This window comes from Streptomyces sp. NPDC031049, assembly GCF_055571015.1.
In genome coordinates this window covers 1-25,333 of record NZ_JBVIGC010000011.1, presented here as the reverse complement: position 1 = coordinate 25,333, position 25,333 = coordinate 1, and the positions used below count along the sequence as shown (strand labels likewise).

24 protein-coding genes are annotated in these 25,333 nt (G+C 75.5%); 11 read left to right on the top strand and 13 right to left on the bottom strand.

The genetic code is table 11. The features are described from left to right. Window positions 1–248: 248 nt before the first annotated feature. The 4 genes from ACZ45Q_RS19470 to ACZ45Q_RS19455 are packed head-to-tail and all read left to right on the top strand — an operon-like array spanning window position 249 to window position 5,038. The gene (locus tag ACZ45Q_RS19470; protein WP_468262594.1) at window positions 249–812 is read left to right on the top strand and encodes a 2Fe-2S iron-sulfur cluster-binding protein; all 564 of its coding nucleotides are present in this window, start codon (window positions 249–251) and stop codon (window positions 810–812) included. Then, complete coding sequence (locus ACZ45Q_RS19465; protein WP_468262591.1) at window positions 809–1,801, top strand: FAD binding domain-containing protein; 993 nt, start codon at window positions 809–811, stop codon at window positions 1,799–1,801. Before ACZ45Q_RS19470 ends, ACZ45Q_RS19465 begins: the two co-directional genes overlap by 4 nt. Continuing rightward, complete coding sequence (locus ACZ45Q_RS19460) at window positions 1,798–3,927, top strand: xanthine dehydrogenase family protein molybdopterin-binding subunit (protein WP_468262588.1); 2,130 nt, start codon at window positions 1,798–1,800, stop codon at window positions 3,925–3,927. Before ACZ45Q_RS19465 ends, ACZ45Q_RS19460 begins: the two co-directional genes overlap by 4 nt. After that, the gene (locus ACZ45Q_RS19455; protein ID WP_468262585.1) at window positions 3,920–5,038 is read left to right on the top strand and encodes an XdhC family protein; all 1,119 of its coding nucleotides are present in this window, start codon (window positions 3,920–3,922) and stop codon (window positions 5,036–5,038) included. Before ACZ45Q_RS19460 ends, ACZ45Q_RS19455 begins: the two co-directional genes overlap by 8 nt. Before the next feature lie 86 nt (window positions 5,039–5,124). On the opposite strand, the gene ACZ45Q_RS19450 is transcribed toward ACZ45Q_RS19455, so the two are convergent. From ACZ45Q_RS19450 to ACZ45Q_RS19440, 3 genes are read right to left on the bottom strand one after another with little or no spacing between them, the layout of a single operon-like run. Then, the gene (locus tag ACZ45Q_RS19450) at window positions 5,125–5,877 is read right to left on the bottom strand and encodes a polysaccharide deacetylase family protein (RefSeq protein WP_468262582.1); all 753 of its coding nucleotides are present in this window, start codon (window positions 5,875–5,877) and stop codon (window positions 5,125–5,127) included. Window positions 5,878–5,929: 52 nt separating this feature from the next. After that, complete coding sequence (locus ACZ45Q_RS19445; RefSeq protein ID WP_468262580.1) at window positions 5,930–6,814, bottom strand: DMT family transporter; 885 nt, start codon at window positions 6,812–6,814, stop codon at window positions 5,930–5,932. 22 nt (window positions 6,815–6,836) lie between these two features. Continuing rightward, entirely contained in the window at window positions 6,837–7,688 is an 852-nt protein-coding gene (locus ACZ45Q_RS19440; RefSeq protein WP_468262576.1) for an SDR family NAD(P)-dependent oxidoreductase, read from the bottom strand. Between the two features lie 184 nt (window positions 7,689–7,872). Here ACZ45Q_RS19440 and ACZ45Q_RS19435 point away from each other — a divergent pair, with 184 nt between their 5' ends. The 4 genes from ACZ45Q_RS19435 to ACZ45Q_RS19420 all read left to right on the top strand — a co-directional run bounded on the left by ACZ45Q_RS19435 (window position 7,873) and on the right by ACZ45Q_RS19420 (window position 10,813). Further along, complete coding sequence (locus ACZ45Q_RS19435) at window positions 7,873–9,267, top strand: MGDG synthase family glycosyltransferase (protein WP_468262573.1); 1,395 nt, start codon at window positions 7,873–7,875, stop codon at window positions 9,265–9,267. Window positions 9,268–9,339: 72 nt separating this feature from the next. Continuing rightward, on the top strand, window positions 9,340–9,765 hold the full coding sequence (locus ACZ45Q_RS19430; protein WP_468262570.1) for a DUF2267 domain-containing protein: 426 nt from the start codon (window positions 9,340–9,342) through the stop codon (window positions 9,763–9,765). Further along, entirely contained in the window at window positions 9,762–10,253 is a 492-nt protein-coding gene (locus ACZ45Q_RS19425; RefSeq protein WP_468262567.1) for a DUF1360 domain-containing protein, read from the top strand. The genes ACZ45Q_RS19430 and ACZ45Q_RS19425 overlap by 4 nt, the downstream gene beginning before the upstream one ends. Before the next feature lie 5 nt (window positions 10,254–10,258). Beyond that, complete coding sequence (locus ACZ45Q_RS19420) at window positions 10,259–10,813, top strand: AAA family ATPase (RefSeq protein ID WP_468262565.1); 555 nt, start codon at window positions 10,259–10,261, stop codon at window positions 10,811–10,813. Window positions 10,814–10,819: 6 nt separating this feature from the next. Here the strand turns inward: ACZ45Q_RS19420 and ACZ45Q_RS19415 are convergent, their stop codons facing one another. Both ACZ45Q_RS19415 and ACZ45Q_RS19410 read right to left on the bottom strand, forming a co-directional pair. Continuing rightward, window positions 10,820–11,248 (bottom strand): DUF2267 domain-containing protein, encoded by a 429-nt coding sequence (locus ACZ45Q_RS19415; RefSeq protein ID WP_468262563.1) that lies wholly within the window; start codon window positions 11,246–11,248, stop codon window positions 10,820–10,822. 176 nt (window positions 11,249–11,424) lie between these two features. Then, window positions 11,425–11,814 (bottom strand): DUF5997 family protein, encoded by a 390-nt coding sequence (locus tag ACZ45Q_RS19410; protein ID WP_468262560.1) that lies wholly within the window; start codon window positions 11,812–11,814, stop codon window positions 11,425–11,427. Between the two features lie 83 nt (window positions 11,815–11,897). Between ACZ45Q_RS19410 and ACZ45Q_RS19405 the strand changes: the two genes are divergently transcribed. Continuing rightward, complete coding sequence (locus tag ACZ45Q_RS19405) at window positions 11,898–12,728, top strand: LysR substrate-binding domain-containing protein (RefSeq protein ID WP_468262557.1); 831 nt, start codon at window positions 11,898–11,900, stop codon at window positions 12,726–12,728. Window positions 12,729–12,744: 16 nt separating this feature from the next. On the opposite strand, the gene ACZ45Q_RS19400 is transcribed toward ACZ45Q_RS19405, so the two are convergent. From ACZ45Q_RS19400 to ACZ45Q_RS19385, 4 genes are all read right to left on the bottom strand, one after another. Then, a complete protein-coding gene (locus ACZ45Q_RS19400; RefSeq protein ID WP_468262554.1) occupies window positions 12,745–13,488 on the bottom strand; it encodes a DUF4142 domain-containing protein in 744 nt (247 codons plus the stop codon). A gap of 121 nt (window positions 13,489–13,609) precedes the next feature. After that, a complete protein-coding gene (locus ACZ45Q_RS19395; protein ID WP_468262551.1) occupies window positions 13,610–16,426 on the bottom strand; it encodes a beta-L-arabinofuranosidase domain-containing protein in 2,817 nt (938 codons plus the stop codon). 125 nt (window positions 16,427–16,551) lie between these two features. After that, on the bottom strand, window positions 16,552–17,244 hold the full coding sequence (locus ACZ45Q_RS19390; protein WP_468262548.1) for an HAD family hydrolase: 693 nt from the start codon (window positions 17,242–17,244) through the stop codon (window positions 16,552–16,554). 20 nt (window positions 17,245–17,264) lie between these two features. After that, window positions 17,265–17,741, bottom strand: a complete 477-nt coding sequence (locus ACZ45Q_RS19385) for an Lrp/AsnC family transcriptional regulator (protein ID WP_468262546.1) — start codon at window positions 17,739–17,741, stop codon at window positions 17,265–17,267. Between the two features lie 276 nt (window positions 17,742–18,017). On the opposite strand from ACZ45Q_RS19385, the gene ACZ45Q_RS19380 reads away from it, so the two are divergent. Both ACZ45Q_RS19380 and ACZ45Q_RS19375 read left to right on the top strand, forming a co-directional pair. Then, a complete protein-coding gene (locus ACZ45Q_RS19380; protein ID WP_468262543.1) occupies window positions 18,018–19,508 on the top strand; it encodes an FUSC family protein in 1,491 nt (496 codons plus the stop codon). Window positions 19,509–19,613: 105 nt separating this feature from the next. Beyond that, window positions 19,614–20,648, top strand: a complete 1,035-nt coding sequence (locus ACZ45Q_RS19375; RefSeq protein WP_468262540.1) for a lactonase family protein — start codon at window positions 19,614–19,616, stop codon at window positions 20,646–20,648. Window positions 20,649–21,068: 420 nt separating this feature from the next. On the opposite strand, the gene ACZ45Q_RS19370 is transcribed toward ACZ45Q_RS19375, so the two are convergent. The 4 genes from ACZ45Q_RS19370 to ACZ45Q_RS19355 all read right to left on the bottom strand — a co-directional run bounded on the left by ACZ45Q_RS19370 (window position 21,069) and on the right by ACZ45Q_RS19355 (window position 25,075). Further along, window positions 21,069–21,992, bottom strand: a complete 924-nt coding sequence (locus ACZ45Q_RS19370) for a sirohydrochlorin chelatase (RefSeq protein ID WP_468262537.1) — start codon at window positions 21,990–21,992, stop codon at window positions 21,069–21,071. A 138-nt stretch (window positions 21,993–22,130) separates the two neighbouring features. Further along, window positions 22,131–23,111 carry an N-acetylglucosamine kinase gene (locus ACZ45Q_RS19365; protein ID WP_468262534.1) on the bottom strand — a complete coding sequence of 327 codons (981 nt, stop codon included), beginning with the start codon at window positions 23,109–23,111 and terminating at the stop codon, window positions 22,131–22,133. After that, a complete protein-coding gene (locus ACZ45Q_RS19360; protein WP_468262531.1) occupies window positions 23,108–23,785 on the bottom strand; it encodes a uracil-DNA glycosylase in 678 nt (225 codons plus the stop codon). Before ACZ45Q_RS19360 ends, ACZ45Q_RS19365 begins: the two co-directional genes overlap by 4 nt. A 126-nt stretch (window positions 23,786–23,911) precedes the next feature. Continuing rightward, window positions 23,912–25,075 carry a WD40/YVTN/BNR-like repeat-containing protein gene (locus ACZ45Q_RS19355; RefSeq protein ID WP_468262528.1) on the bottom strand — a complete coding sequence of 388 codons (1,164 nt, stop codon included), beginning with the start codon at window positions 25,073–25,075 and terminating at the stop codon, window positions 23,912–23,914. Window positions 25,076–25,333: the final 258 nt, after the last annotated feature.

The following is a 25,333-nucleotide window of genomic DNA, read 5'->3' as shown; positions in this document are numbered from 1 at the left end:
GGACAGCTGTCCGTTACGTTCTTGGTGAGCGGACAGTTGTCCGGTTGTCTCCCACCATAGCGGCGGACGCCCCCGGTGTGTGCGGCCCCACGGCCCCGACCGCGACGTGCCCCGCCGCGCCGCACCGCGCGTTCTCCGACCGATGACCGATGCCGCACACGCGGCGCACCGCCTCGTCTCCCGTTCCTCCACCGTCCTTCCCCACCGTCGTCCCGACACCGTCCTCCCGACGCAGAAGAAGGCTGATCATGGCCCCAGCTCCCTCGTCGACGCACAGCGACGTCGTCCTGACCGTCAACGGCGAGAAACACCCGCTGTCCGTCGACCACCGCACCACCCTGCTCGACGCCCTGCGCGAGCGACTCGAACTGACCGGCACCAAGAAGGGCTGCGACCACGGGCAGTGCGGTGCCTGCACCGTCCTGATCGACGGCCGCCGGGCCGTCGCCTGCCTGCAACTGGCGGTCGCGGCCGAAGGGCGGGACATCACCACCATCGAGGGCATGGCCGACGGCGACCGGCTGCACCCGGTGCAGCAGGCCTTCCTCGACCTCGACGGCTACCAGTGCGGCTACTGCACCCCCGGCCAGATCTGCTCGGCCGTCGCCGTGCTCGAGGAACACGCCGCCGGCTGGCCCAGCGCCGCCACCGACGACGTTCGGCCCGAGGCCGGGCCGCCACCGCTCAGCCCGGAGGAGATACGCGAGCGGATGAGCGGCAACCTGTGCCGCTGCGGCGCCTACGTGTCCATCGTGCGGGCCGTCGCCCGCGCCGCCGGCGCCGGCCCGGAGTCCGAGGAGGGCGCCGCATGAGGGAGTTCGGCTACCGGCGCGCCACCGACGTCCCCGGCGCGGTGGCCCTGCTCGCCGCCGATCCCGACGCCCGCTTCCTCGGCGGCGGCACCAATCTCGTCGACCTGATGAAGACCGGAGTCGAGCGGCCGACGCACCTCGTCGACGTCCGCGAACTGCCCCTGGACCGCATCGAGCCGACCCCCGAGGGCGGGCTGCGGATCGGCGCCACCGTCACCAACAGCGACCTCGCCGCCCACCCGGAGATCCGCCGCCGCTACCCGGCTCTGACCCAGGCCGTGCTGGCCGGCGCCTCCGGACAGCTGCGCAACATGGCCACCGTCGGCGGCAACCTGCTCCAGCGCACCCGCTGCGGCTACTTCACCGACCTGACCAAGCCCTGCAACAAGCGGGAACCCGGCAGCGGTTGCCCGGCCGTCGAGGGCGAGCACCACAACCACGCCGTCCTCGGCGCGTCCGAGCACTGCGTGGCCGTCCACCCCTCGGACATGGGTGTGGCACTGACCGCCTTCGACGCCGTCGTCCACTACGAAACGGGGGACGGCCCTGGGGAGTTGCCCCTCACCGACCTGTACCTGCCCGTGGGCGACACCCCGCACCGCGAGACGGCCCTGCCGCCGGGCGCGCTGATCACCGGCGTCACGCTGCCGCCGTCGCCCACCGCCGCCCGCTCCCGTTACCGCAAGGTGCGCGAGCGCGCCTCGTACGCCTTCGCCATCGGCTCGGTCGCCGCCGCGCTCGACGTCCGGGACGGCGTCGTCCGGGACGCCCGCCTGGCCCTCGGCGCGGTCGCCTCCCGCCCCTGGCGGGCCCGCGCCGCCGAACGGGTGCTGACCGGCGCCCCCGCCGACGCCGGCACCTTCGCCGCCGCCGCGGACGCCGAACTGGCCGCGGCCCGGCCGCTGCCCGACAACGCCTACAAGGTGACACTCATGCGCAACCTCGTCGTGGCCGTGCTCACCGAACTCGCCGAGGAGACCGCCCGATGACCACCGCCACCACCCGGCCCACGACCGTGCGGGGCGCCGTCGGCACCGCGCGCACCCGCGTGGAGGGCCGCGAGAAGGTCACCGGAGCCGCCCGCTACGCCGGGGAGTTCCCCTTCCCGGACCTCGCCCACGGCTGGCTCGTCGTCTCCGCCGTGACCCGCGGCCGGATACGGGAGATCGACACCGCCCCCGTCCTGGCCATGCCCGGCGTGCTCGCCGTCCTCCACCACGGCAACGCCCCCCGGCTCACCACCGACTACGTCGGCATGCTCGGCGTGCCCGACCCGACCGCCATCGTCTTCCAGCAGGACCGGGTGCCGCACGCGGGCTGGCCGGTGGCGCTGGTCGTCGCCGAGACGCCCGAGCAGGCCCGGGAGGCCGCCGAGACCCTCGCCGTCACCTACGACGAGGAGCCGCACGACACGGACCTCACCGCCGGCCGGCCGGACGCCTACCCGGCGGACGGCCACATGCCCGGCGTCGTGGAGAAGGGCGACCTCGAGGCCGAACTCGCCGCCTCCGCCGTCGTCGTGGACGCCGAGTACACCACCCCCGAGGAACACCACGCCATGATGGAGCCGCACGCGGCGACCGCGTGGTGGGAGGACGGCCGGCTGGACGTCCTCGACTCCAACCAGGGCGCCTCCTGGGTCCAGTCCGAACTGGCCACCATGTTCGCGCTCGACCCCTCGGCGGTGCGCGTGCGCTCCGAGCACGTCGGCGGCGGCTTCGGCAGCAAGGGCGTGCGCGCCCACCAGGTCGCCGCGGCGATGGCCGCCCGCGCCCTGGACCGGCCGGTGCGCGTGGTACTGACCCGCCGTCAGATGTTCACTCTCACCGGTCACCGCAGCCCCACCGTCCAGCGGGTCAGGCTCGGCGCCGACGCCGACGGACGGCTGCGCGCCCTGGAGCACCGCTCGCTGAACCGGACCTCGACCGTCTACGAGTTCGTCGAGCCGGCCGCCGGACCGGCCCGCATCATGTACGACGCCGATGCGCACGTGACGGCCAACGAGGTGGTCCGCCTCGACGTGCCGTCACCGACCTGGATGCGCGCGCCGGGCGAGGCACCCGGCGCGTTCGCCCTGGAGGCGGCGCTCGACGAACTCGCCGAGAAGACCGGCCTCGACCCGATCGAACTGCGCCTGCGCAACGACCCCGAGCGCGGACCGGTGTCCGGGCTGCCGTTCGCCGGACGCAACCTCGCCGCCTGCTTCCGGGAGGGCGCCCGCAGGTTCGGCTGGCCCGGCCGCGACCCGCGTCCCGGCATCCGCAGGGAGGGCCGCTGGCTGCTGGGCACCGGCACCGCCGCCGCCTCCTTCCCGTCGGGCGCCGCGCCCTCCACCGCCCTGCTGACCGCCGAGCCCGACGGCGGCTTCACCGTGCGGATCGCCGCCGCCGACATCGGCACCGGAGCTCGAACCGCCCTCGGCCTGGTGGCCGCCGACGCCCTGCGGGTGGACCCCGACCGGGTCCGGGTGCGGATCGGCGACAGCACGTTCGGGCCCGCCATGATCGCCGGCGGCTCCATGGGCACCCGCTCCTGGTCGTGGGCGGTCACCGCCGCCGCCGAGGAACTGCGCGAGCGGCTCGCCCTCGGTGCGGGCATCCCGCCGGAGGGCATCACCGTGCGTGGGGACACCACCGAGGCCGTCGGCGCCCTCGCCCAGCGCGAACGGCACTCCTTCGGCGCGCAGTTCGCCGAGGTCGCCGTCGACCCGGCCACCGGCGAGGTGCGGGTGCGCCGCATGCTCGGCGTCTTCGCGGCGGGCCGGATCGTCAACCCGCTCACCGCCCGCAGCCAGCTCGTCGGCGGCATGACCTGGGGCATCTCCATGGCCCTGCACGAGGAGGGGCTCCGTGACCGGGCCACCGGCAGCCCCTACGGCGCCGACCTCGCCGGCTACCACGTCGCCACCCACGCCGACGTGCCCCTGATCGAGGCCGACTGGGTGGACGACCCCGATCCCGACGACCCGGTCGGCATCAAGGGCATCGGCGAGATCGGCATCGTCGGCGCGGCGGCGGCGATCGCCAACGCCGTCTGGCACGCGACCGGGCACCGCCACCGGCAGCTGCCGATCCGGCCCGACCGTGTCCTCGCGGCGGGAGCCCCCGATGCTTGACATCGCCGGCGAGCTGAGCGAATGGCTCGCCGAGGGGCGCCGGTTCGCGGTCGCCACCGTGGTCTCCGTCGGCGGCAGCGCACCCCGCGGGCCCGGCGCCGCCCTCGCCGTCGACGAGGACGGCACGGCGATCGGCTCGGTCTCCGGCGGCTGCGTCGAGGGCGCGGTCTACGACCTGTGCACCCGGGCCCTTCAGGAGGGCACGGCCGTCGTCGAACGGTTCGGCTACAGCGACGAGGACGCCTTCGCCGTCGGGCTGACCTGCGGCGGGGTCATCGACGTGCTCGTCACGCCGGTCGGCGCCGACCCGGCGGTCCGGGCCGCGGTGCCGGCCGCCGCCCACGGCGAGCCGGCCGCCCTGGTCCGGGTCGTCCGCGGCCCGGCCGGCCTCCTCGGGCGAGCCCTGCTGGTGCGCCCCGACGGCACCCGGCAGGGCGGCCTCGGCGGACCCGCCGAGCTGGACCGGGCGGCGGCGGCCGAGGCCCGCGCCCTGCTGGACGCCGGCCGTACCGGGTGCGTCGAGGTGTCGGAGGACGGCTCGCACTGCCCCGGCGGGATCACCCTGCTCGTGGAGTCGAGCGTGCCGCCGCCCCGCATGATCGTCTTCGGGGCGGTCGACTTCGCCGCGGCGCTCGTGCGGGCCGGCCGCTTCCTCGGCTACCACGTCACCGTCTGCGACGCCCGGCCGGTCTTCGCCACCCCGGCCCGCTTCCCCGAGGCCGACGAGGTCGTCGTCGACTGGCCGCACCGCTTTCTGCGGCGCACCGCGACCGACGGCCGGACCGTGCTGTGCGTGCTCACCCACGACGCCAAGTTCGACGTCCCCCTGCTGACGGAGGCGCTGCGACTGCCGGTCGCCTACGTGGGCGCGATGGGCTCCCGCCGCACCCACACCGACCGGGAGCGCCGGCTGCGCGCGGCGGGCCTCGGCGAGGCGGAGCTGGCCCGGCTGCGGTCGCCGATCGGCCTCGACCTGGGCGCCCGTACGCCCGAGGAGACCGCCGTGTCCATCGCTGCGGAGATCGTCGCCGCCCGGCGGGGCGGGACCGGGGTACCGCTGACCGGGTCGGGCACACCGATCCACCGGGAGGTGGCGGGGACGGCGGCCTGAGCCGCCACCGCCGGGGAGCCGTCCGGCTCCGCAGCGGCTGTCGCACGGTGGGCGGTCCCACGTACGGAGTGCCGGGCGGCTTCCCTCTACCGCGTGCCCGCGCCGTCGGCCACGCCGTGTTCCGTGAGCGGGCCCACCGAGAGCCCCGCCTCACGGCAGGCGTCGACGACGGCCGGGAGGGCGCCTAGCGCGGCCCGCCAGCAGCCCGGCGCGGAGGCGTGGTCGGTGTCGTGCAGCAGGACCGTGCCGCCACCGCGCAGATCCCGCAGGACACACGCGCGCACCGAGGCGGGCGTCGCCCGCGCCGTCCAGTCCTCGCCCCACGCCGTCCACAGCACCGGACGCAGCCCGGTCCGTCGGGCGGCGGCCCAGCGCCCGGCGGTGAGGATGCCGTAGGGCGGGCGGTACCACCGCGGCCGGCGGCCCGTGACGTCGGCCACCGCGCGGGCGGCGCGGTCCAGCTCGCGAACGTCCCTGCCCGGCGCCGGCCACCACGGCCGGTCGTGCCGCCAGCCGTGGACGCCCAGCTCGTGCCCCCGCCGCACGGTTTCCCGGGCCGCCTCCGGGTGGCGTACGACGTTCTCGCCCAGGACGAAGAACGTCGCCCGTACGCCCAGAGCGTCCAGCGCGTCCAGGAAGCGGGGCGTGGACACCGGGTCCGGCCCGTCGTCGAAGGTCAGGGCCACATGACCGGGCCGGCCCCGCCCGGCCAGCCGAGGGAACCAGCGGCGGCGGACGCCCGGCAGCCAGGTCGCCGCCGGGCCGATGTGTGCCAGCGCCACGGCGGCCGGCGCGCACGCCCAGGCCGCGCGCCGTCGCGTACGGGACCGGTCACCCATCAGCCGTGCCTCCTCGGACGTCATAGCCGTGCCCACCGTCGTCGGACCACCGTCACCGAGGACCGCCGCGGGCCGCCGCGGAATCCCAGTCGCCGTGCACCGACGGAGCGTGGGCGAGACCCAGGCTGCCCAGACCGATCAGCGCCACACCGATCACCTCGGGCACGACCCGGACCCCGAGCGCGACCTGCTCTCCGAAGAGGGCCCAGCCCAGTGCCACGCTGGTCAGGGCGTCGCCGAGGGTGAGCGCCGGCTGCGACGCCGCCAGGGTCCCCGCCCGCAGCGCGCTCTGGAGCAGCAGGAAGGCGGTCACCCCGACGACCGCGGTCGCGTACGGCGGCCACTGCGTCAGCACCGCGCCCACGCCCTGCGGAAGCCGTCCGGTGACCTCCTTCAGCAGCGCCGCCGTGGCCGCGAACGACACCGCGGACGCCGATCCGAACAGCGCGGCACGCGGCGCCCCGCGCACCAGGCGGCCCACCGCGGCGAGCGCCGCCACCACACCCAGCACCACCAGTCCCGCCAGGGCCCACCGGCCCGCCGGCGCGGTGTCCCGGCCGGCCGTCGGGGCGGCGGCGCCGAGGAACAGCGCGAGCCCCGCGGCCAGGGACGCGAACGCCAGCCAGGTCCGCCGGTCGGGCCGCCGGTGGAACACCATGCTGCCGAGCGCGAGGGTGAACAGCAGTTCACTGGCCATCAACGGCTGGACCAGGGCCAGACTGCCCACCGCCAGCGCCGCCCCCTGCAACACGGTCGTCAGGGCCAGCAGCCCCGCGCCGCCCACCCAGTACGGGTCCCGCACCAGCAGCAACAGCCAGCGCAGCGGACCCCGGGAGCCGTCGTCGGCGTCCTGGGCCGCGGCCCTGCGCTGCAAAACCGACGCCCCCGCGTTGGACAGCGCCGCGCACAGGGCCAGGACGACGGTGAGCGCGCTCATCGGCGCCGCCCCCCGCTCCGGCTCACCCGAACCGGGCGGCCAGCGACCGGAACAGCCCCGGAGCCGCGCCCCGGACGCGGCACGGCAGGCGCAGCCAGCCGGGGACGTAGACCTCGTCCCGGCCCCGTACGGCCGCGTCCCGGATCGCGTCGGCCACGCGTTCCGGCGGCATGGGGCGCGGCCGGGTCCGCCGGTAGGGAGCGCCGCGGCGCTCGAAGAACGGTGTGTCGACGACGGCCGGCACCACATGGCTGACGCCCACGCCCGTGCCGCGCAGCTCGTAGCGCAGGGCGTCCGCGAAGACGCCGAGCGCGGCCTTGGCGGCGGAGTAGACGGCCTCGCCGCGCACGCCGACGCTGCCGGCCAGCGACCCGACGAGCACGATCCGGCCGGTGCCCGCGGACACCATGCCGGGCAGCACCAGCCGCACCAGCCGCAGGGTGGCCACGACGTCCGTGCCGATCACCTCGTCGATGGCGTGCGGAGGCATCTCGCGGAACTCGCCGGCCCAGCCGATGCCGGCACCGGCCACCAGCAGGTCCACCGGGCCGAGCGTGGCCGCCGTGAAGTCGGCGAGCTGCCTGCCGCCGCCGGGCAGGGTGAGGTCGGCGGCGAAGGCGGTGGCCGCCGCCTCCTCGGCGACACCGCGCAGCCGGTCCGGGTCGCGTCCGCTCAGCACCATCCGCCAGTTCCCGTCGGCCGCCAGCCTGCGCGCCACGGCGGCGCCGATCCCGGAGGAGGCCCCGGTCACCAGCGCGGTACGGGTCCGCCCGGCCTCCCGGCCGGTCCGGTGCCCGGCCTTCGCGGAGTCCGCGTCGGGCGCGGCGACCGGCGGAGCGGAAGCGGACCCGGTGCGGGAGAAGGCAGGAACCATGGCGGACCACCTTGGCGTGCGAGCAGGACGGGCGGTGACGGAGTATCCCGGAGCCTAACGCCCGAAACGCCCGTGTGTGATCCGGTATGGGCCGGTTGTGGCCCGGTGCGGCGACGGAGGGGCGCACTCGGCGCACGGCACGCGGCCCGGTTTGAGACGCGGCGTGGGGATCACCCCGTCACCCGTGCAACCTCGCCGTTCGTCCGCGCCCCGCCGGACCGGGGCCGCGGCACCGCAAGGCACCCGCCGGACCGGTGCCGCCGCATCCCAGGACGCCCGCCGGCTCCTGGTGGTCAGCGCCGGCATGGGCGCCGGGCACGACACGGTCGCCGCCGAACTGGCGCGCCGCGCCCGGGACCGCGGCCACGAGGCGCTGGTCGTCGACGTCCTCACGCTGCTGCCGTACCGGCTGGGCGACGCGCTGCGGCATTTCTACCGCGGCTCGGTACGCCACTTCCCGTGGGCGTACGGCGCCCTGTACGCCCTGTTCCTGCGGCCGGGCTCGGGCCGGCGCCCCGGCGGCACGCCGCTGGCCCGGCTGGCGGGCGACCGGCTGCTGGAGCTGGCCGGGCGCACGGGCGCGGACGTGGTGGTGCCCGTCTTCCACCTCGGCGCCCAGCTGACCGGGCATCTGCGCGGCCGGGGGCTGCTCTCCGTCCCCAGCGTGGTCCTCGTGATCGACTTCGCCGTGCACCGCCAGTGGGCGCATCCGGGCAACGACCACTACCTGTGCCTCACCGACGACGCGGCGCGGGAGGTGCGGGAGATGACCGGCGGGTCCGCCGGGGTGTGCGGTCCCGTCGTGGCGCCGGAGTTCTTCACCGGCGGGGCCTGCGGGGCCGACCGGGCTGAGGGGAGTGACGAGGCCGACGCGGGGGACGCCCCCGATGTGCCGGGCACCACCGGAGCCTTCGACGCACCGACTGCACCGACTGCACCGAGTGCACCAGCGGCACCGAGCGCACAAGCACCGGCGGCACCGGCGGCACCGGTCGCACCGGCCGCCCCCGAGCCCGGATCGGGCGCTCCCGCGACCGGCGCGGCCGGGTGGCGGCGGTTGTTCGACCGCTGCGGCCCCGGACGGCCTCCCGTGGTGCTGTCCACCGGCTCCTGGGGTGTCGCCAGCCGGGTGGCGGACACCGCCCGGCTGCTGGCCGGCCACGGCTACCTGCCGGTCGTGCTGTGCGGCGGCGACGACCGGCTGCGCCGCACCCTGGACGGAGTCCCGGGCGTGCTCCCGCTGGGGTGGGTCACGGACATGCCGGGTCTGCTGCACGCCGCCCGCGCCCTGATCGACAACGCCGCCGGCCAGACCGCCGCGCAGGCGCTCGCCGCGGGGCTCCCCGTCGTCGGTCACCGGCCGATCCCGGGCCACGGTGCCGACGGCGTCCGGCGGATGGCCGCCCTGGGCGTCTCGGAGACCGCCGGGGACACCGCCGGACTGCTGGGCTCCCTCGGCCGGCTGACGGCCGACGGCCCGGCCCGCCGGGAGCGCGTCGCCGCGGGCCGGGCACTGTTCCGGGACGACGCGGTGGCCCGCGTGCTCGACGTGACGACGGCGTCGGCCGCGCGCAGCTGAGAGAGACCGTTCACCGGTTACGCCGTCCGTGCGACGGGCACCCGGGCGGAGATCTGCAGAAGGAGGCGCGTGGTGAGAGCCGACGAGTTCCTGGCCCGGGTCCGCGACCGCGGGGAGTACCACAGCCAGGAGGAGGCCGAACAGGTCACCGAGGCGGTCCTGTGGGGCCTGGCCTCCCGGATCGTCCCCGAGGAGGCCGACGACCTCGCCGCCCAGCTGCCCGCCCCGCTCGACGAGGCGCTGCGGCGGGAGCGCGGCACGCCCGAGACGTTCGACCGCGAGGAGTTCCTGCGGCGGGTGGCGCAGCAGACGGGTGCCAGGCCGCGTACCGCGGAGTGGGACGCGTGCGCCGTGCTGTCCACCGTCGCCGACACGGTGTCGGCCGGCCAGGTGGACCACCTCCTCGCCCAGCTGCCACCGGACTGGGCGGACCTCTTCGGGCGCAGCGCACCCGAGCGGGCGACGGCGCGGGCCGAATCCGAGGGGGGCCGCCGATGAGCGGCGAGGAGCGGGGTTACGGAGGCGGGGAGGAGACCCCGCTGGCCGGCTACGCCACGCTGGCCACCACCTTCGCGGCGGGCGTGGGACTCTTCGCCGCGGTGGCACACCGGCGCGGAGTGCGGCTGCCCGACACGGTGCCGCCCTGGGACGTGGCGCTCCTCGGCGCCGCGACGTTCAAGGCGTCGCGGCTGCTGAGCAAGGACAAGGTCACCGGCTTTCTGCGGGCGCCGTTCACGCGGCGCGAGCGGGAGGGGGAGGCCGACGAGGTGATGGACGTGCCTCGCGGCACGGGCCTGCGCCGGGCCGTCGGCGACCTGGTCTCCTGCCCGTTCTGCACGTCCGCCTGGGTCTCCGGCGCACTCGTCGCCTCCTACGCCTGCGCCCCGCGGGCCGCACGGCTGGTGTGCGCCGGCCTGAGCGCCGTCGCCGTGTCCGACTGGCTCCAGTACGCGTGGAGCCTGACCGAGCAGAAGGCCGAGGGCTGAGCGCGGTGCCCCGGGCCCCGGGCGAACTGGCGGTCCTGGTCGGACTCCAGGCCGCGGGGAAGTCCACGTTCTGCGAACAGTGCCTGGGGGAGCGGTACGCCCGGGTGAGCAAGGACCTCTTCCCGCGCGGCGCCCGGAACAGGCAGGCGCGGCAGATGCGGCTGGTCGGCCAGGCCCTGGCCGGCGGCCGCCCGGTGGTGGTCGACAACACCAACCCCTCACCCGAGGAGTGGCGTCCGCTGGTGGCATGCGGTCGCGCCCACGGTGCCCGCGTCGTCGCCTACTGGTTCCCTCCGGACCTCGCCGGGTCGCTGCGCCGCAACGTCGTCCGCACCGGTCGCGCGCGGGTGCCGGACGTCGGGCTCCACGCCACGCTGAAACGGCTGCGGCGCCCGACGGTGGCCGACGGGTTCGACTCCGTCCTCGAGGTGCGGTTCGACGGCCGCGGCGGCTTCGTCGTGGAGCCCGTCGAGACCGTCGTGGAGCCCGACGAAACCGTGGAGCCCGTCGAGACCGTGGAGCCCGACGAGACCGGGGCCGCCTCCGCCGGCCCCCGGTGACGGGTCTCAGACCTCGGTCTCCACCGCCCGCGTGGCCGGCAGCAACTCCCGGATGTCGGCCGGCAGCGCCCCCGCGACCTTCGTCATCTCCTCGGGGGAGACGAAGGCGTCCAGTACGTTCAGCACGACGGCCGAGCGCCCGAGTGCCTCTTCCTCGCCGATGCCTGCCCGCCAGGCCACCCGCCCGGCGAACGCGGTCAGTCCGAAACGCTCGCCGCTCGCCGGCTGCCCGTCGGGGGACGCCGAAGCGGCGCCGACGGCTTCGCCCGCCCCGGACAGCTCGTGCGGCAACTGGGCGACCAGATGACGGGCGAGCCCCACGGGGAGGCGCTCCACCAGTGTGCTCAGCACGGCCGACACGGAGCGCTCCGCCTCGTCCCGGCTGATCGAGCCGCTCTGCTCCTGGACCGTGTGGACCAGTTCGCCGTACTTCATCGAACTCACTCCCCTTTTCGCCGCTGCCCGCCGCAGCGTCCTCCTCTGCGAGCCGGGTTTCCCGGCGGACGGCGGTGACACCGCCGGAGGGGAGGGGCTGGAGGAGACGGACTGGAGGAGAGGGGGGAAGGGAAGGAAGGGGGCGCCGGAGCCGGCCCTGCCGGGACCGGGGCCGGTCAGGCGCGCTCCGCCCGCTCGGCGTGCAGCTGCTTCACGCGGGCCGCCTCCTTGCGCACGTCGGCCTGGACGGCGCGCTCCCGCTCCAGCCACTCGGGCCGCTCCCGCTTGAGATCCTCGATCTGCTCCGTGGTGAGCGCCTCGGTGACCCCGCCGCGGCGCAGCCCGGCGATCGACACGCCCAGCTTGGCGGCGACCACCTGCCGGGGGTGGGGGCCGTCGCGTCGCAGCTCCCGCAGCCAGGCGGGCGGGTCGGCCTGGAGCGCGTTCAGCTCCGCCCGTGAGACGACACCCTCCTGGAAGTCGGCAGGGGTGGCCTCGAGGTACACACCCAGCTTCTTCGCCGCGGTGGCGGGTTTCATCGTCTGGGTGTTCTGGTGCGACGTCATGGCATCCAGGGTAACGAGCCGGCCGGCGGGCCCCGACCACACCGACGGCGGCGGCCCCCGGACACGCCCGGTAACCTGGCCGGGTGACAGGCTCGGAGGAGACCCCCGCGTTCCGGCTCGCCTACGTGCCGGGGGTGATGCCCGACAAATGGGTGCGCATCTGGCACGAGCGGCTGCCGGACGTTCCGCTGTCCCTGACCCAGATCACCGCCGCGGAGGCCGGCGACACCCTGCTCGGCCGCGCCGCCGACGCCGGTCTGGTGCGGCTGCCCGTGGACCGGAGCGTCCTCAGCGCGATCCCCCTCTACACCGAGCTCACGGTCGTGGTGGTCCCCAAGGACCACCTCGTCACGGCGGCCGACGAGGTGTCCGTCGAGGACCTGGCCGACGACATCGTGCTGCACCCCCTGGACGACGTCCTCGGCTGGGAACGGCCGCCGGGGCGCCCGGCGCTCGAACGCCCGGCCACCACGGCGGACGCCGTCGAACTCGTCGCGGCGGGCATCGGCGTCCTCGTCGTCCCGCTGTCCCTGGCCCGGCTGCACCACCGCAAGGACCTGACGCACCGGCCGGTCGTGGACGCCCCGCAGTCGAGCGTGGCGCTGTCCTGGCCCCAGGACGCGCACACGGACCTGGTCGAGGAGTTCATCGGCATCGTCCGCGGCCGTACCGTCAACAGCACCCGGGGCCGCAGGCCCGAGGCGCAGCAGCCGGCGGACGAGCGCGGCGGGAAGCGCACCCGGGCCACCCAGAAGCCGTCCGGTACAACCGGCACATCCGGCACAGCGGACAGGTCCGGCAGGTCCGGCACCTCCGGCGGCGGCCGGCCGGCGGCCAGGGGCTCCCGGCGCGGTTCCGGGGCCGGGGCCCCCAAGGGCGGCGCCCGGCGAGGCCGCCCCCGCCGCCGCTCCTAGCCCGGGGCCCACCCCGTCAGCCCGCCGTGGTCGGTGTGGGCGTCGGGGAGGTCGTGTTCACCTCCAGCCCGGGAGGCTCCGTCAGGGACAGCACCGGCTCCCCGGGCGGCGGGGCCGGCGGGGTGAGCTGGACGTCGGGCAGGCCCGGCGGGGCGGTCTGCTGGAAGTTGACCTGGTCGAAGTTGACCATGCCGGTCTTCTCCAGCACCGTGATGTGGTCCAGCACGGTGTCGTTGGCCTGGTCGGCGAGCTGACGCACCAGCGAGTTCTTGGTGTTGGCGCGGATGTTCGCGATGACCGGGAAGATCTGGCCGTGCGTGATCCGCATGATGTTGACCGCGGTGGTGTCGAACTGCCGGCCCGTGGTCCCGTCCACCGTCGAGACGAACTGCTGCTGCTGCGGGGAGGCCTGGTTGGGCAGGGTGATGCCCAGCTCCGGCGCGATCCTGCGGCAGGTGGCGTCCAGCCGGGCGTGCCCCACCACCAGATGTTCGCCGGCCTCCTTCATCTCCGGTGTCGTGCCCCGCTCCATGGCCATCATCCCGAGCGGGTACTCCCACAGCCCGGCGGCCCGCACCTTCACCACGAAGTCGCGGTCGGCCTCGGTGAGGGGACCGAACCTCGTGTTGGCGACGACCCGGTCCTTGCCGCCGGCGGTGTTCTGCACCCCGAGCATGGCGGGGTAGGCGAGCGCGCTGACGGTGAGGACCAGGGCACCGCTCACGAAGACGGTTCCTGCCGTGGTGCGCGTGATGCGCATCGGGCCTCCTGGGACGAAGACAAGCTCGGACACCAGGAGATACGGATGCGCCGGGCGAACCAATCACCGTCGCACGCAAAACCTGCGCCGAATCCTGGCCCCGCCCGGCAGTCCGCGCGCTTCAGTCCGCGTACGACGCCTCCCGTGCCGTCCGCATCACCGCGTCGCCGTCCGCCCGCGTGAGCAGACCGGCGGACACCCACGCCTCCACGGTGGTCCGCACGTGCGCCAGCAGGGCGCCCTTGCCCCGGAACGGGGCCGCGTCCCAGATCGCGTCGAGCAGTGTCGTGCCGTCCGGCTTCGCCGGGTTGGCGACCCCGGAGTCCCGGCCGCCGAACACCACCCGGGGTTCCGACCGCCGGACATAGACGTGCGTGGGCTCCTCGGTGCCCTCCGCGAAGGGCGCCCACTCGACGCCGTCCAGCAGGAAGTGCAGCGGCGCCCCGGCCACCGGGGTCAGCGTGGGCAGCAGGTCGCCGCTCAGCCCCGCGTTGCGGTACAGGCCGACCTCCAGATGCCCGGTGGCGGCGCTGCGGGCGGCGAGGTTCACCGGGCCGTAGAACAGGGCCTGCACGGCGGGGTCGTCCGGGGTCCGCTCCACGCGCAGCCGGAACGGCACGGCCACCCGCACCACGTCCCCGCGCCGCCACCGGCGCGAGACGGAGAAGTAGCTGCCGGGCACCGGGGTGCCGGGCACCGCACGGCCGTTGACGGTGACGCGGAACCCGGCGGTCGCCCAGGACGGCACGCGCAGCCGGAGCGCGAAGGAGGCGTCGGCACGGTCGACGGTCAGGGTGCTGCCCTGCTCCCGCGGGTAGTCCGTGCGCTGGGTGATCGTGACGCCCTTCTCCTCCCAGGTCAGCGTGGACGGGCTGTAGAGGTTGACGTACAGCGCCGAGCCGTCGGCGGCGGCGAAGTACACCGAGTCCTGGTACTTGGTGGCGCTCTCCAGGCCGGTGCCCTCGCAGCACGTCGTGCCCTGCTTCGGCGTGTAGTCGCGCACATGGCCGGGCGTCAGCCCGATGAAGTACGTCACCAGCGGCTTCTCCGCGTCCGGCGCGTCCCGCTTGGAACCGAGCACCTGGTTGTACAGCGCCCGCTCGTAGTAGTCCATGTACGCCGCCTCCTGCTCGTGGAAGAACAGCGTCCGGCTCAGCTTGAGCATGTTGTAGGCGCAGCAGGTCTCGGCCGTGGTGGCGCCGAGCGTGCCGGCGATCACGTCGCGCGCCTTCCAGAACTCCCCGGTGCTGGTGCCGCCGATGGCGTACATGCGGTGCGGCACGACCATGCGCCAGAAGTTCCGCGCGGCGGCGAGGTAGCGTTCCTCGCCCGTCGCGTCGTACAGCCGCACCAGTCCGGTGAAGACCGGGATGTGCTGGTTGGCGTGCAGCCCGTCGAGGACGTCGGTGTCCGCGGCGCACGCGTCGATGAGCCGGTCGAGGTCGAACAGCCGGGCGAGGGCGAGGTGTTCGGGACGCCCGGTGAGGTCGTGCAGATCGCAGAGCGCCTCCACGACGCCGCCGAACTCACCGCTGGAGAAGATGCCCCACATGCGCTGGAGCGTGGCCGCCGGCAGCCGGGAGAGCCGGGAGTGCATCCAGTCGGCCATCCCGGAGGCGAGGTCGAGCGCCCGGTCGTCGCCGGTGGCGAGGTGGGCGTCCAGCAGCCCCCGCAGGATCTTGTGCGCGGTGTAGTACGGCGCCCACACCCTCGTGTAGTCGCTGCCGGTCATCGACTCCAGCTCGATGAACTGCGTCTCCGGGTACGCCGCCAGGAACCCGGGGTGGCTGGGCCCGCCCCAGGTGCGGCGCAGCGTGGCGGTCAGGTCCCGGCCGGAGGCGTCGGCGAAGCGCCCGCCGCTCTGCTCGTCGAAGGCGTACGACGCGAGGTCGCCGCGCCCGGCCGGCGCGCCGGCGGCGGGGGTGTGCCGCAACTCCTCGATCTCGGCGGCACTCAGCGCGCGCGAGTAGAGGTTGACCTCCTCGAAGGCGCCCGCGAAGGCCGGATCGGCCGGATAGTGCGAGCGGCCGAGCCAGTGGTGGGCGAGCGGACCGAGGGCGGCCGGCGTCAGCGTCATCGCCTCGTTCCGGGCCACCGGCGCGCCGTCGACGTAGAGCGTGCCGACGCCGTCGGCGAGTGTGACGGCCAGATGGCTCCACTGGTCCAAGGGCAGCGGTGCGGTGCCGTTCAGGCCCTGCTCGCCGCCGGCCCCGCGCTCGGTGACGGCGAACCGCGGCACACCCTCGGCGTTGCGGGCGGCGAGGTAGAGATAGCGGGTGGTGTCGTCGCCGAAGTCGAACACCCGCGCCCAGGCGGCGTCGTGCCCGGGCCGCACCCAGGCGGCGAACGTGAACGCCGAGGCACCGTCGAGGAGGGGCGCGGGCAGGTCGACGTACTGGTAGGAGCCGCGCACCTGTTCCGCGGCCGTGCCGAACCGGCCCGGCACGCTCAGCACGGCCGGATCGCGGCGCAGCGCGGCGCGGACCTCGGTCAGCGCCCCGACCATGGTGTCGATCTTCTCGGCGAACACCCGTTCCCCGGTGCTGCGGTACGCCTGCGACAGCATGGTGAGGAAGTGTCCGGTGTAGTGCCCCCGCAGGTTGCCGTTGGCCTCCCCGTCCAGCCCCTCCCAGCCACCGGGTGCCACCGCGCCCCGTGTGGACAGCCCGGCGTTGGCGCGGAACACCTGGAGCAGCCGGTGCACGTCGTAACCCCGGGCGTGGTCCAGCATCAGCCGCCGCTTGTCGGCGAAGACCCCCGGACCGAGCGTGACCTCCTCCAGCCCGAACGGCCGGACGGACCAGGCCGCCGGCGCCGCACCTGGCGCGGACCGCCCCGCGGCGGAGGTCCGGCCGGGGGTCGCGTACGACATCCCGGAGGTGCCCGCGGTGATCGCCGCGGCCAGCAGAAGGGTCCGGCGGGAGAGGGGCGCTGCCATGTGCTCCTCGATTCTTCGGTGGGCAGGGCGGGTCGCGCACGTTCGATATATCGGACGGCGTTCGATGAGTCGCCCAGAAGATAGGCACGGGGCAGGAGAGCGTCAACGGTACTGACGAGTACGCGTCAGGCGGCCCGGGGCGATCGCGCCAGCCAGTCGTAGGCGGCGCGCGCGGTGAACTCCGTCTGGCCGCCGCGCAGCAGCAGGCCGGCGGTGGCGAACTCGGGGGCGTCGGCCTGTGCGGCCACGTACGGGATCGCGATGCAGCGCATCCCGGCCGCGTGCGCGGCGGCGGCGCCCGGCGCCGCGTCCTCCAGCACCACACAGTCGGCCGGGTCCGCCCCGAGCCGGCGGGCCGCCTCCAGGAAGACGTCCGGGGCGGGCTTGCCGTGCGCGACCTCGTCCGCCGACACGACGGTCCGCAGCCGTGCGTCCAGCCCCGTCGCGGCCAGGATCGCCGTGATCGCCGCGGCCGACGAGCCCGACGCGACGGCCATCGGGACGCCCTCGCCGGCCAGCAGCTCGACGAACGTCCGCATCTCGGGGAACACCCGCGTCCGCGCCCCGGCCAGCTCCAGATACCGGCGGTTCTTCGCCGCGAGCAGCTCCTCCACCGGCACCCGCAGGCCGTACCGCCGTACCCAGTCGGCGACCGTCTCCCGCGAGCTGATGCCGACGTACTCCTCGTGCTCACGCCAGCCGAAGTCCACGCCGTGCTCGGCGAGGACCTGCCGGCCCGCCTCGTAGTAGTTCGGCTCGCTGTCCACGAGCGTTCCGTCGAGATCGAAGATGACCGAGGTGCTGCCGAGCGTGTTCATGGGACCAGCATGTCAAACGATCACCGTGCCGCCGTACGCCCGATGGACTCCACCAGTGGCAGCAGCCGCTGCGGCACCCGCTCGCGCAGGGCCACCTCGGTGCGGGTGCGGACCACGCCGGGCAGGCTGATCAGCTTCTGGATCACGTCCTCCAGATGCGCGTTGTCGCGCGCCACCACCCGGGTCAGCAGATCGCCGCCACCGGTGATCGAGAAGGCCTCCACGATCTCGGGCACCCCGGCGAGCGCGTCCCCCACGTCGTCCAGGTGCCCCTGGGTGACCTCGATGTGCACGAAGGCCAGCACCGGATGGCCGAGCGCGGCGGGGGAGAGGGCGGGGCCCGTGCCGGTGATCACGCCGTCCCGCTCCAGCCGGTCGAGGCGCGCCTGCACCGTGCCCCGCGCGACCCCGAGGATGCGGGCGTACTCGCGCACGCTGGTGCGCGGCTGCTCCAGCAGCAGCCGCAGGATGCGGGTGTCCAGCTCGTCCACGGCCATGGGGCCCGGCCTCCTCGTCCGGCGAAGGGGCCGCCGACGGGGATCGGCGGTCCGTCGACGGACCGCCGGCGGAACCGACGGGTCCGCCGATGGTCCGATGGTTCGCCCGTGGCCGCTCCACGGGCATCGCAACTGTACCAATGGCCCAGTTGCAAATGACTCACTTGAGCCAGTGGCGGCCGGGATGCTGATATGGAGGCGTCGATGGCGCTGCGGACTCCGCGGCGCCTTTTTCATGCCGGAACGACCACCGATGACTCGAGGGGGCGGTACGCAGTGCTGAAGAGGGTGTTCGTGGCTCCGGACCCGGGGCGGCTGCGACTGCGCTTCGCCGCCCGGGCCGTCCTCGGCATCGGCCTCGCCGTCGCCGTCACCGGCCTCGCCGGTCACTCCCTCGCGGGCGCCGTCACCGGCGGCCTCGCCGCGCTGCTCGCCCTGTTCACCGTCACCGACGCCACCGTGCGCGGACAGGCGGTCACCACCGCGCTGCTGCCCGTCGTCGGCCTGCCGGTGCTCGTCGCCGCGACCGAGCTGCACGACCATCCGGTCGCCCGCGACCTCACCTTCCTCGCCGTCGTCGGCGCGGGCGTCTACGCCCGCCGCTGGGGCCCGCGCGGGCACAGCCTCGGCGTGTTCGCGTTCATGACCTTCTTCGTGGCGCAGTTCCTGCACGCCACCACCGACCGGCTCCCCGAGCTGACGGCCGCCGTCCTGCTCTCCGTGGCCACCGCCGCCGCCGTCCGCTTCGGCCTGTGGTGCTACGAGCGCCGGCTGCCGCCGCCCGCCGTGCCCGCGCCGCCCGCGGGCACCGGCCTCGCCCGCATCACCACCCGGCAGGCGATCCAGGCGACCGCCGGCTCGGGCTTCGCCCTCGTGGTGGGCCAGCTGGTGTCCGGCCAGCGCTGGTACTGGGCGGTCGGCGCCACCTGGTGGATCTTCGTCAACACCACCTCCCGCGGCGAGACCCTGGTCCGCGGCTTCCGCCGGGTCCTCGGCACGGTCGTCGGCATCGCTCTCGGCCTGCTCGTCGCCGTCCCCGTGGACGGCGCGGCCGTGCCCAGCGCCGTCCTCGCCGCCGTCTGCGTCTTCGGCATCTTCTACACGGCCGCCGTGTCGTACTCCTGGATGATGCTGTGCGTCACGCTGCTCGCCGCACTGCTCTACGGCCTCCTGGGCGTGCTCACCCCCGGTCTGCTCGCGCTGCGCTTCGTCGAGACCGGCGTGGGCGCGCTCGGCGCCGTGCTCGCCGTCCTGCTCGTGCTGCCGGTCACCACCCACGCCGTCACCGACGGCTGGATCCAGCGCGCCCTGCGCTGCGTCCACGCCTGCACCGCCGAGGCCGCCGCCCGGCTCGCCGGCACCGAGGGCGCCGACCCCGCGCCCCGGGTGGCCGAACTGGAGCAGCTGGTGGCCCGGGTCAGGCTTTCGGTCGCCCCGCTGGTGCACCCGCTGAACCCGATGCGGGGCCGCAAGCGGCGCGCCCGGCGGGTGCTCGCCCTGCTCGACGACTGCGCCCGGGAGATCCGCGGCCTGGTCGCCGTCGCCGCCGACCCCGAGGCCTCGCACGACGCCCGGCTCGCCGCCGCCTGCTGGCGCGTCGAGGCCGCGGTGGAGGCGCTCACCGGGGGCGGAGCGGTCCCCGCGCACACCGACCGGCCGCAGGCGGCCGAACCCGCGCTGGCCCACCTCCACGGCCTGGAGCGGGCCCTCGCCGAACTCGCCACACCGCTGCGCGGCCCGTCCCGGCCGCCACTGGTCGGCGCCTGAGCCGGCACGCCCCCTGGTTGGTCCAGACCAAATGTGATCGACTGCTGGCGTCGCTGCGGCGGCACAGCAGGCGGCACAGCAGGCCGGACACGAGAGGGGACAGCGGTGGCGGAGGTCGGCGGACGGCGGCGGCGGGCGTTCATCGGTTCGTTCACGGCGGCCGGCGGCCCCGGGATCGTGACCGCGGCCGTCGCCCCGGACAGCGGCGCGCTGACCGTGCTGAGCAGCACCGACGCCCTGCCCGACCCCTCGTACCTGACGCTCGCCCCCGACGGCGGCACGCTCTACGCCGTCAGCGAGACGGAGCACGGGGCGGTGGCCGCCTTCCGGGTGACCGGCGACGGGACCGAGCCGGCCGGGCCCCCGGTCCCCGTCGCCGCCGGCGGGCCGACGCACCTGTGCCTCTTCGACGGCCATGTGCTGACCGCCAACTACGGCTCCGGCAGCGTCACCGCCGTGCCGGTCGGCCCCGACGGCGCCCTCGCCGGGCCCCCCTCCGGCGTGCTCCGGCACACCGGCTCCGGCCCGCACCCGGTACGGCAGCGGGCGCCGCACGCCCACCAGGTGCAGCCCGACCCGAGCGGGCGCTGGGCGGTCGGCGTGGACCTCGGCACCGACTCGGTCCGGGTCTGCACGCTGACGGACGGCGTCCTGTCCGTGCACCGGGAGGTCGCGCTGCGCCCGGGCTCCGGACCGCGGCACCTCGCCTTCCACCCGGGCGGCCTTCTGGCCTACGTGGCCAACGAACTCGCGCCGACCGTGACCGTCTGCCGCTGGGACGCCGGCGACGGCACCCTCAGGCCGCTCACCGAGACACCGGTGCTGCCCGGGGCCCCGGCCGGCGACGCCTACCCCTCCGGCATCGTCGCCTCGCCCGACGGCCGCTTCGTGTGGACGGCGACGCGCGGCGAGGACGTGCTGTCGGTCCTCGCCGTCGAGGGGGAGGGGCTGCGGCTGACCGGCACGGTGCCCTGCGGTGGCAGCTGGCCGCGGGCGCTCGCCGAGTCCCACGGTGTCCTGTACGCGGCGAACGAGCGCTCCGGGGACGTCACCTGGTTCGCGGTCGACCCGCGCACCGGGCTGCCGCGCCGGACCGGCGCGATCGACGTACCGGCGGCCTCCTGCGTGGTCCTCCACTGACCGAGCGCCCCTTGGCTGATCTGAGCGCCCCTCGGCAGCCGCGTGGTGCCCCCTCGGCCGGCGTGGAGCCCCCTCACCTGCCCCGGAGCGCCCCTTGGCCGGCCCTGGTCGCCCCCCGGCTGACCCGCGGTCCCCCTTGGCCGGCCTGGAGCGCCTTCGGTTGACCCGCGGTCCCCCTCGGCCGCCCCGGAACGCCCCTGGCCAGCGGGGAGCGTCCCTCGGTCGGCCCGGTGTGCCCCTCGGTCGGCCTGGACGCTCCTCGGTCGGCCCGGAGCGCCCCTTGGCCGGCCCGGGTCTGTCCCTGGGCGGCCCGGAGCGCTCCCCGGGGCGCCCTGGCCGGCCCGCCCGGCACGGCGAAGGGCCCGCTCCCTGTGCGGAGCGGGCCCTTCGAGGTCCTGCGGGCCGAAAGCGTCGTGCGGATCAGCGGACCGGCGCACCCTGCGGCTGCTGCGGGCTGATGCCCAGCGTCGTCGTGTACTTGGCCAGGGCCAGCTTGCCGATCGCCGGGTACGCGCCCAGCGGCTCGGCGGCGGAGCAGCCGGCCTCCTTGGCGGCTTCCTCCAGCAGGCTCTCGGCGATCTCGGGGCCGATCAGGTACGGCGCCAGCGCCAGCTGCTGCGAGCCCGAGGACCGCAGCTGCTCGGCCACGGACGCGATCGAACCCTCCTGGTCCAGGGCCGCCGCCATGACCGGCACGGCCAGCCGGGCGGCGAGCAGCATGCCGGTGATCCCGGCCGCCTGCACCGCCTCGTCCCCGCCCACCGAGGCCAGGATGATGCCGTCGGCCGCGGTCGCCACGGTGAACAGCCGCGCCCGGTCGGCGCGGGCCAGACCGGCCTCGGACAGCCGCACGTGCAGCGCCTCGGCCAGCAGCGGGTGCGGGCCCAGCACATCGGTCAGCTCGGCGGCGACCCGGCTGTCCATCACGGCCTGGCGGACCTGGCGCAGCAGCGCGCTGTCCGGCCCGGCGAGCAGCGGGACGACCACGGCGACGGGACCGTCGGGCTCCTTGGCCTCGACACCGGCGGCGACCGCCTGCTCGTAGCGGGCGGTGCGCTCCTCGGCCGCACCGGCCAGCACCGACTGAAGCGAGGGGAACTCCCCTTCGTCCCCGTCGAGGTACCCGATCCGGGCGTCCAGGCCGGGCAGCTCGGAGCGCGCGATGCTCACGACCTCCTCGGCGAGCCCCCGGGTGGCGCTACTGGGCGTGCCCGGCACCGCGAGGACGAGCGCGGGCGCGCCCTCGGGGGCCACCAGGGGTTCGGGACGGCGGTGCCGTCCTGGCTGGCGGGGGCGCGGCATTCGTACTGGCAGGCCGGACGCGGGCCCAGTGGGGGAACTCATGGCGCCGCATGTTACTGGCTCACCGGGCTCCTCTGTTCGGGGAGGGTGCAGGTGAGCGGCATCCGTCCGGTTTTGTCGGAAGAGTGATGTACGGATCGGACGACATCGGCACGATTCACCTCCCCCGAGGGGCGGATGTCAGCCACCCGGAAGGGTCGTCACCGTCAGCATCCTCGCGTCCCCCGGAAGGGTGAGGGAACCGGTCGCCAGGTCTGCCGCGATCCGCACCGAGCCGTCGAGCGGATCGCCCGCGGCCGGTACCGCGCGCGCCTGCGGGAGCCGCTTCGCCAGCTCCTCCTCCAGCGGAACGACGAGGGGAGCGCCCATCTTCGTCAGTCCGCCGGTGACGGCGACCAGCGGCGCACCCCCGGACGGGCACACGGCGGCGGCGGAGTCGGCCATGTGCCCGGCGGCGGCGCGCAGGATGCCGGCGGCCACCGGGTCGGCGTCCGCGCAGGCGGCCACCTCGGGCGCGAAGGAGGCGAGCACGGCGGGGCGGTCCGGCCGGGGATACAGCTGACCCGGCAGCCCCGTCACCGGCCCGAACCGCTCCTCGGCCCGGGCCAGCAGCGCGGACGACCCGCCCTCGCGTCCGTCGTGGGCGCGCAGCGCCGCCTCCATCCCCGCGCGGCCGATCCAGGCGCCGCTCCCGCAGTCACCCAGCAGATGCCCCCAGCCGTCCGCCCGGCGCCACCGGGTCAGATCGGTGCCGATCGCGATCAGGCCCGTGCCGGCGGCGACCACGGCGCCCGGCCGCGTGCCGAGGGCGCCGGCATAGGCGGTGACGGCGTCGGCGGCCAGTGCGATCCCGCGCGCTCCCAGTTCCCGGTGCAGCGCCCCCGGCAGCTCGGCGCGCAGGCCGTCGCCGAGGGTGGCGAGACCGGCCGCCCCGACGACGACCGTGCTGATCCGTGCCGTACCGGCCCGCGCGGCCAGCGATCGCGCCATGGGCAGCAGTTGCTCCAGCAGATGCCCGGCGTCGATGCCCGCGGCTCCGGTGCGCACCGGCTCCCGTGAGGCCAGCCGCCCCAGCTCGCCGCGCTGTGCGCTGCCGAGGACGACGCGCAGCCCGGAGCCGCCGGAATCGACCGCCAGGAAGGCGGCGGAGCCGTCGGTCACGGCAGGCGCCAGTCCACCGGCTGGCCCCCCATCTGCATCAGCAGGTCGTTGGCCCTGCTGAACGGGCGGGAGCCGAAGAACCCGCGGTCGGCCGACATCGGCGACGGGTGGGCGGACTCCACGGCGGGCAGTCTGCCGAGCAGCGGACGGAGGTTGCGGGCGTCACGGCCCCAGAGGATGGACACCAACGGCTTGCCGCGTCCGGCCAGGGCGCGGATCGCCTGCTCGGTGACCTCCTCCCAGCCCTTGCCGCGGTGGGCCCCGGGCTTGCGCGGAGCCGTGGTGAGCGCCCTGTTGAGCAGCAGCACCCCCTGCCGGGTCCACGGTGTCAGATCGCCGTTGGACGGCTGGGGCAGGCCCAGGTCCGTGTTCAGCTCCCGGAAGATGTTGATGAGGCTGCCGGGCAGCGGACGCACCTCGGGCGCGACCGAGAAGGACAGCCCCACCGCGTGTCCCGGGGTCGGATACGGGTCCTGTCCGACGATCAGGACCCGTACCTCGTCGAAGGGCTGCTGGAAGGCCCTGAGGACGTTCGGCCCGGACGGGAGGTAGGTGCGGCCGGCGGCGATCTCCGCGCGCAGGAACTCACCCATGGCGGTGATCCGCCCGGCGACGGGCTCCAGGGCCTTCGCCCAGCCGGCTTCGACGATTTCGTGCAAGGGTCGTGGTGCCACGGCCGTCACCCTACTGCCGTACGGGTGAGGGCGATCAACCGGTGGCCACGACCCGGCGGAAGCCGGGCCTCGTCCCGGTCCGCCCGGTGCCCGGGCCCTCGGCCTCCCCTCGTCCGCCCGTCCGCGTCATCCGACGACCGCGGCCCGCACGCACAGCACGTCGGGCAGATGGGAGGCCAACTGCCGCCAGCTGTCGCCGTCGTCGGCCGATGCGAACACCTCGCCGTTGCGATTGCCGAAGTAGACGCCCGCGCGCTCGCCGTCGGCGACGTCGTCGGTGCACAGCGCGTCGCGCAGCACCGTGCCGTAGTGGTCCTCTTGCGGGAGGCCGGCCGAGAGCGGCTCCCAGGTCTTGCCGGCGTCCGCCGTCCGGAAGACGCGGCAGCGCCGGCCGGCCGGCACCCGGTCGGCGTCGGCGTTGATCGGGAACAGGTACGCCGTGTCGCCCCGGTGCGGGTGGGCCGCCGCCGCGAAGCCGAACGTGGACGGCAGGCCCTCGCCGATGTCCGTCCAGTGGGCGCCCGCGTCGTCGCTGCGGTACACGCCCCAGTGGTTCTGGAGATACAGCCGGTCGGGGTTGGCCGCGTCGCGGGCGACCTTGTGCACGCACTGCCCGAACTCGGGGTTCGGGTCCGGCAGGAACACCGCGGAGACACCGGAGTTGGACGGCGCCCAGCTCTCGCCGCCGTCGGTGGTGCGGAACACGCCCGCGGTCGAGACGGCGACGGTGACCGCCCGCGGGTCACGGGCGTCGGTGAGCACCGTGTGCAGGCCCTCGCCGCCGCCTCCGGGCATCCACTGGGAGCGCGTGGGGTGCTCCCACAGCGGCCGGACCAGCTCGAAGCTCTCCCCGCGGTCCTCCGAGCGGTACAGCGCGGCCGGTTCGGTGCCCGCGTACACCACGTCCGGCTCCGCGGCGGACGGATGCAACTGCCACACCCGCTCCAGCGAAGCCCCCGTGTCCTTGGGGAACTTGACGGCCGGCTGTGCCGGTTCGGTCCAGGTCCGGCCCAGGTCGTCGGAGTGGAACACCGACGGGCCCCAGTGCGAGCTGTCGCCGCCGGCCAGCAGCCGCGGGGTGTCACCGCGGGTGTCGACGGCGACCGAGTAGACCGCCTGCGCGTTGAAGTAGGGACTCTCGTCGAACTCCCAGGCGCCACCTCGCCGGCGCCCGATGAACAGGCCCTTGCGGGTGCCCACGGCGAGCAGTACCTCGGTCATGCCGATCACCTCCGCGGCGTCCTCGTCGACGCCTTCGTCCGGGTCATCGGCCAGTCTGCACCCCACCACTGACAATCACCTCCGGGCCGGGCTCCGCCGCAGGTCACCGCGGCGAAGCCCGGCCCCCGTGGGGGGGGGGGGGGGGGGGGGGTGGGGGGGGGGGGGGGGGAGGGGAGGAGGGGAGAAGGGGGGGGGGGGGGGGGGGGGGGGGGGGGGGGGGGGGGGGGGGGGTGAGGGGGGGGGGGGGGGGGGGGGGGGGGGGGGGGGGGGGGGGGGGGGGGGGGGGGGGGGGGGGGGGGGGGGGGGGGGGGGGGGGGGGGGGGGGGG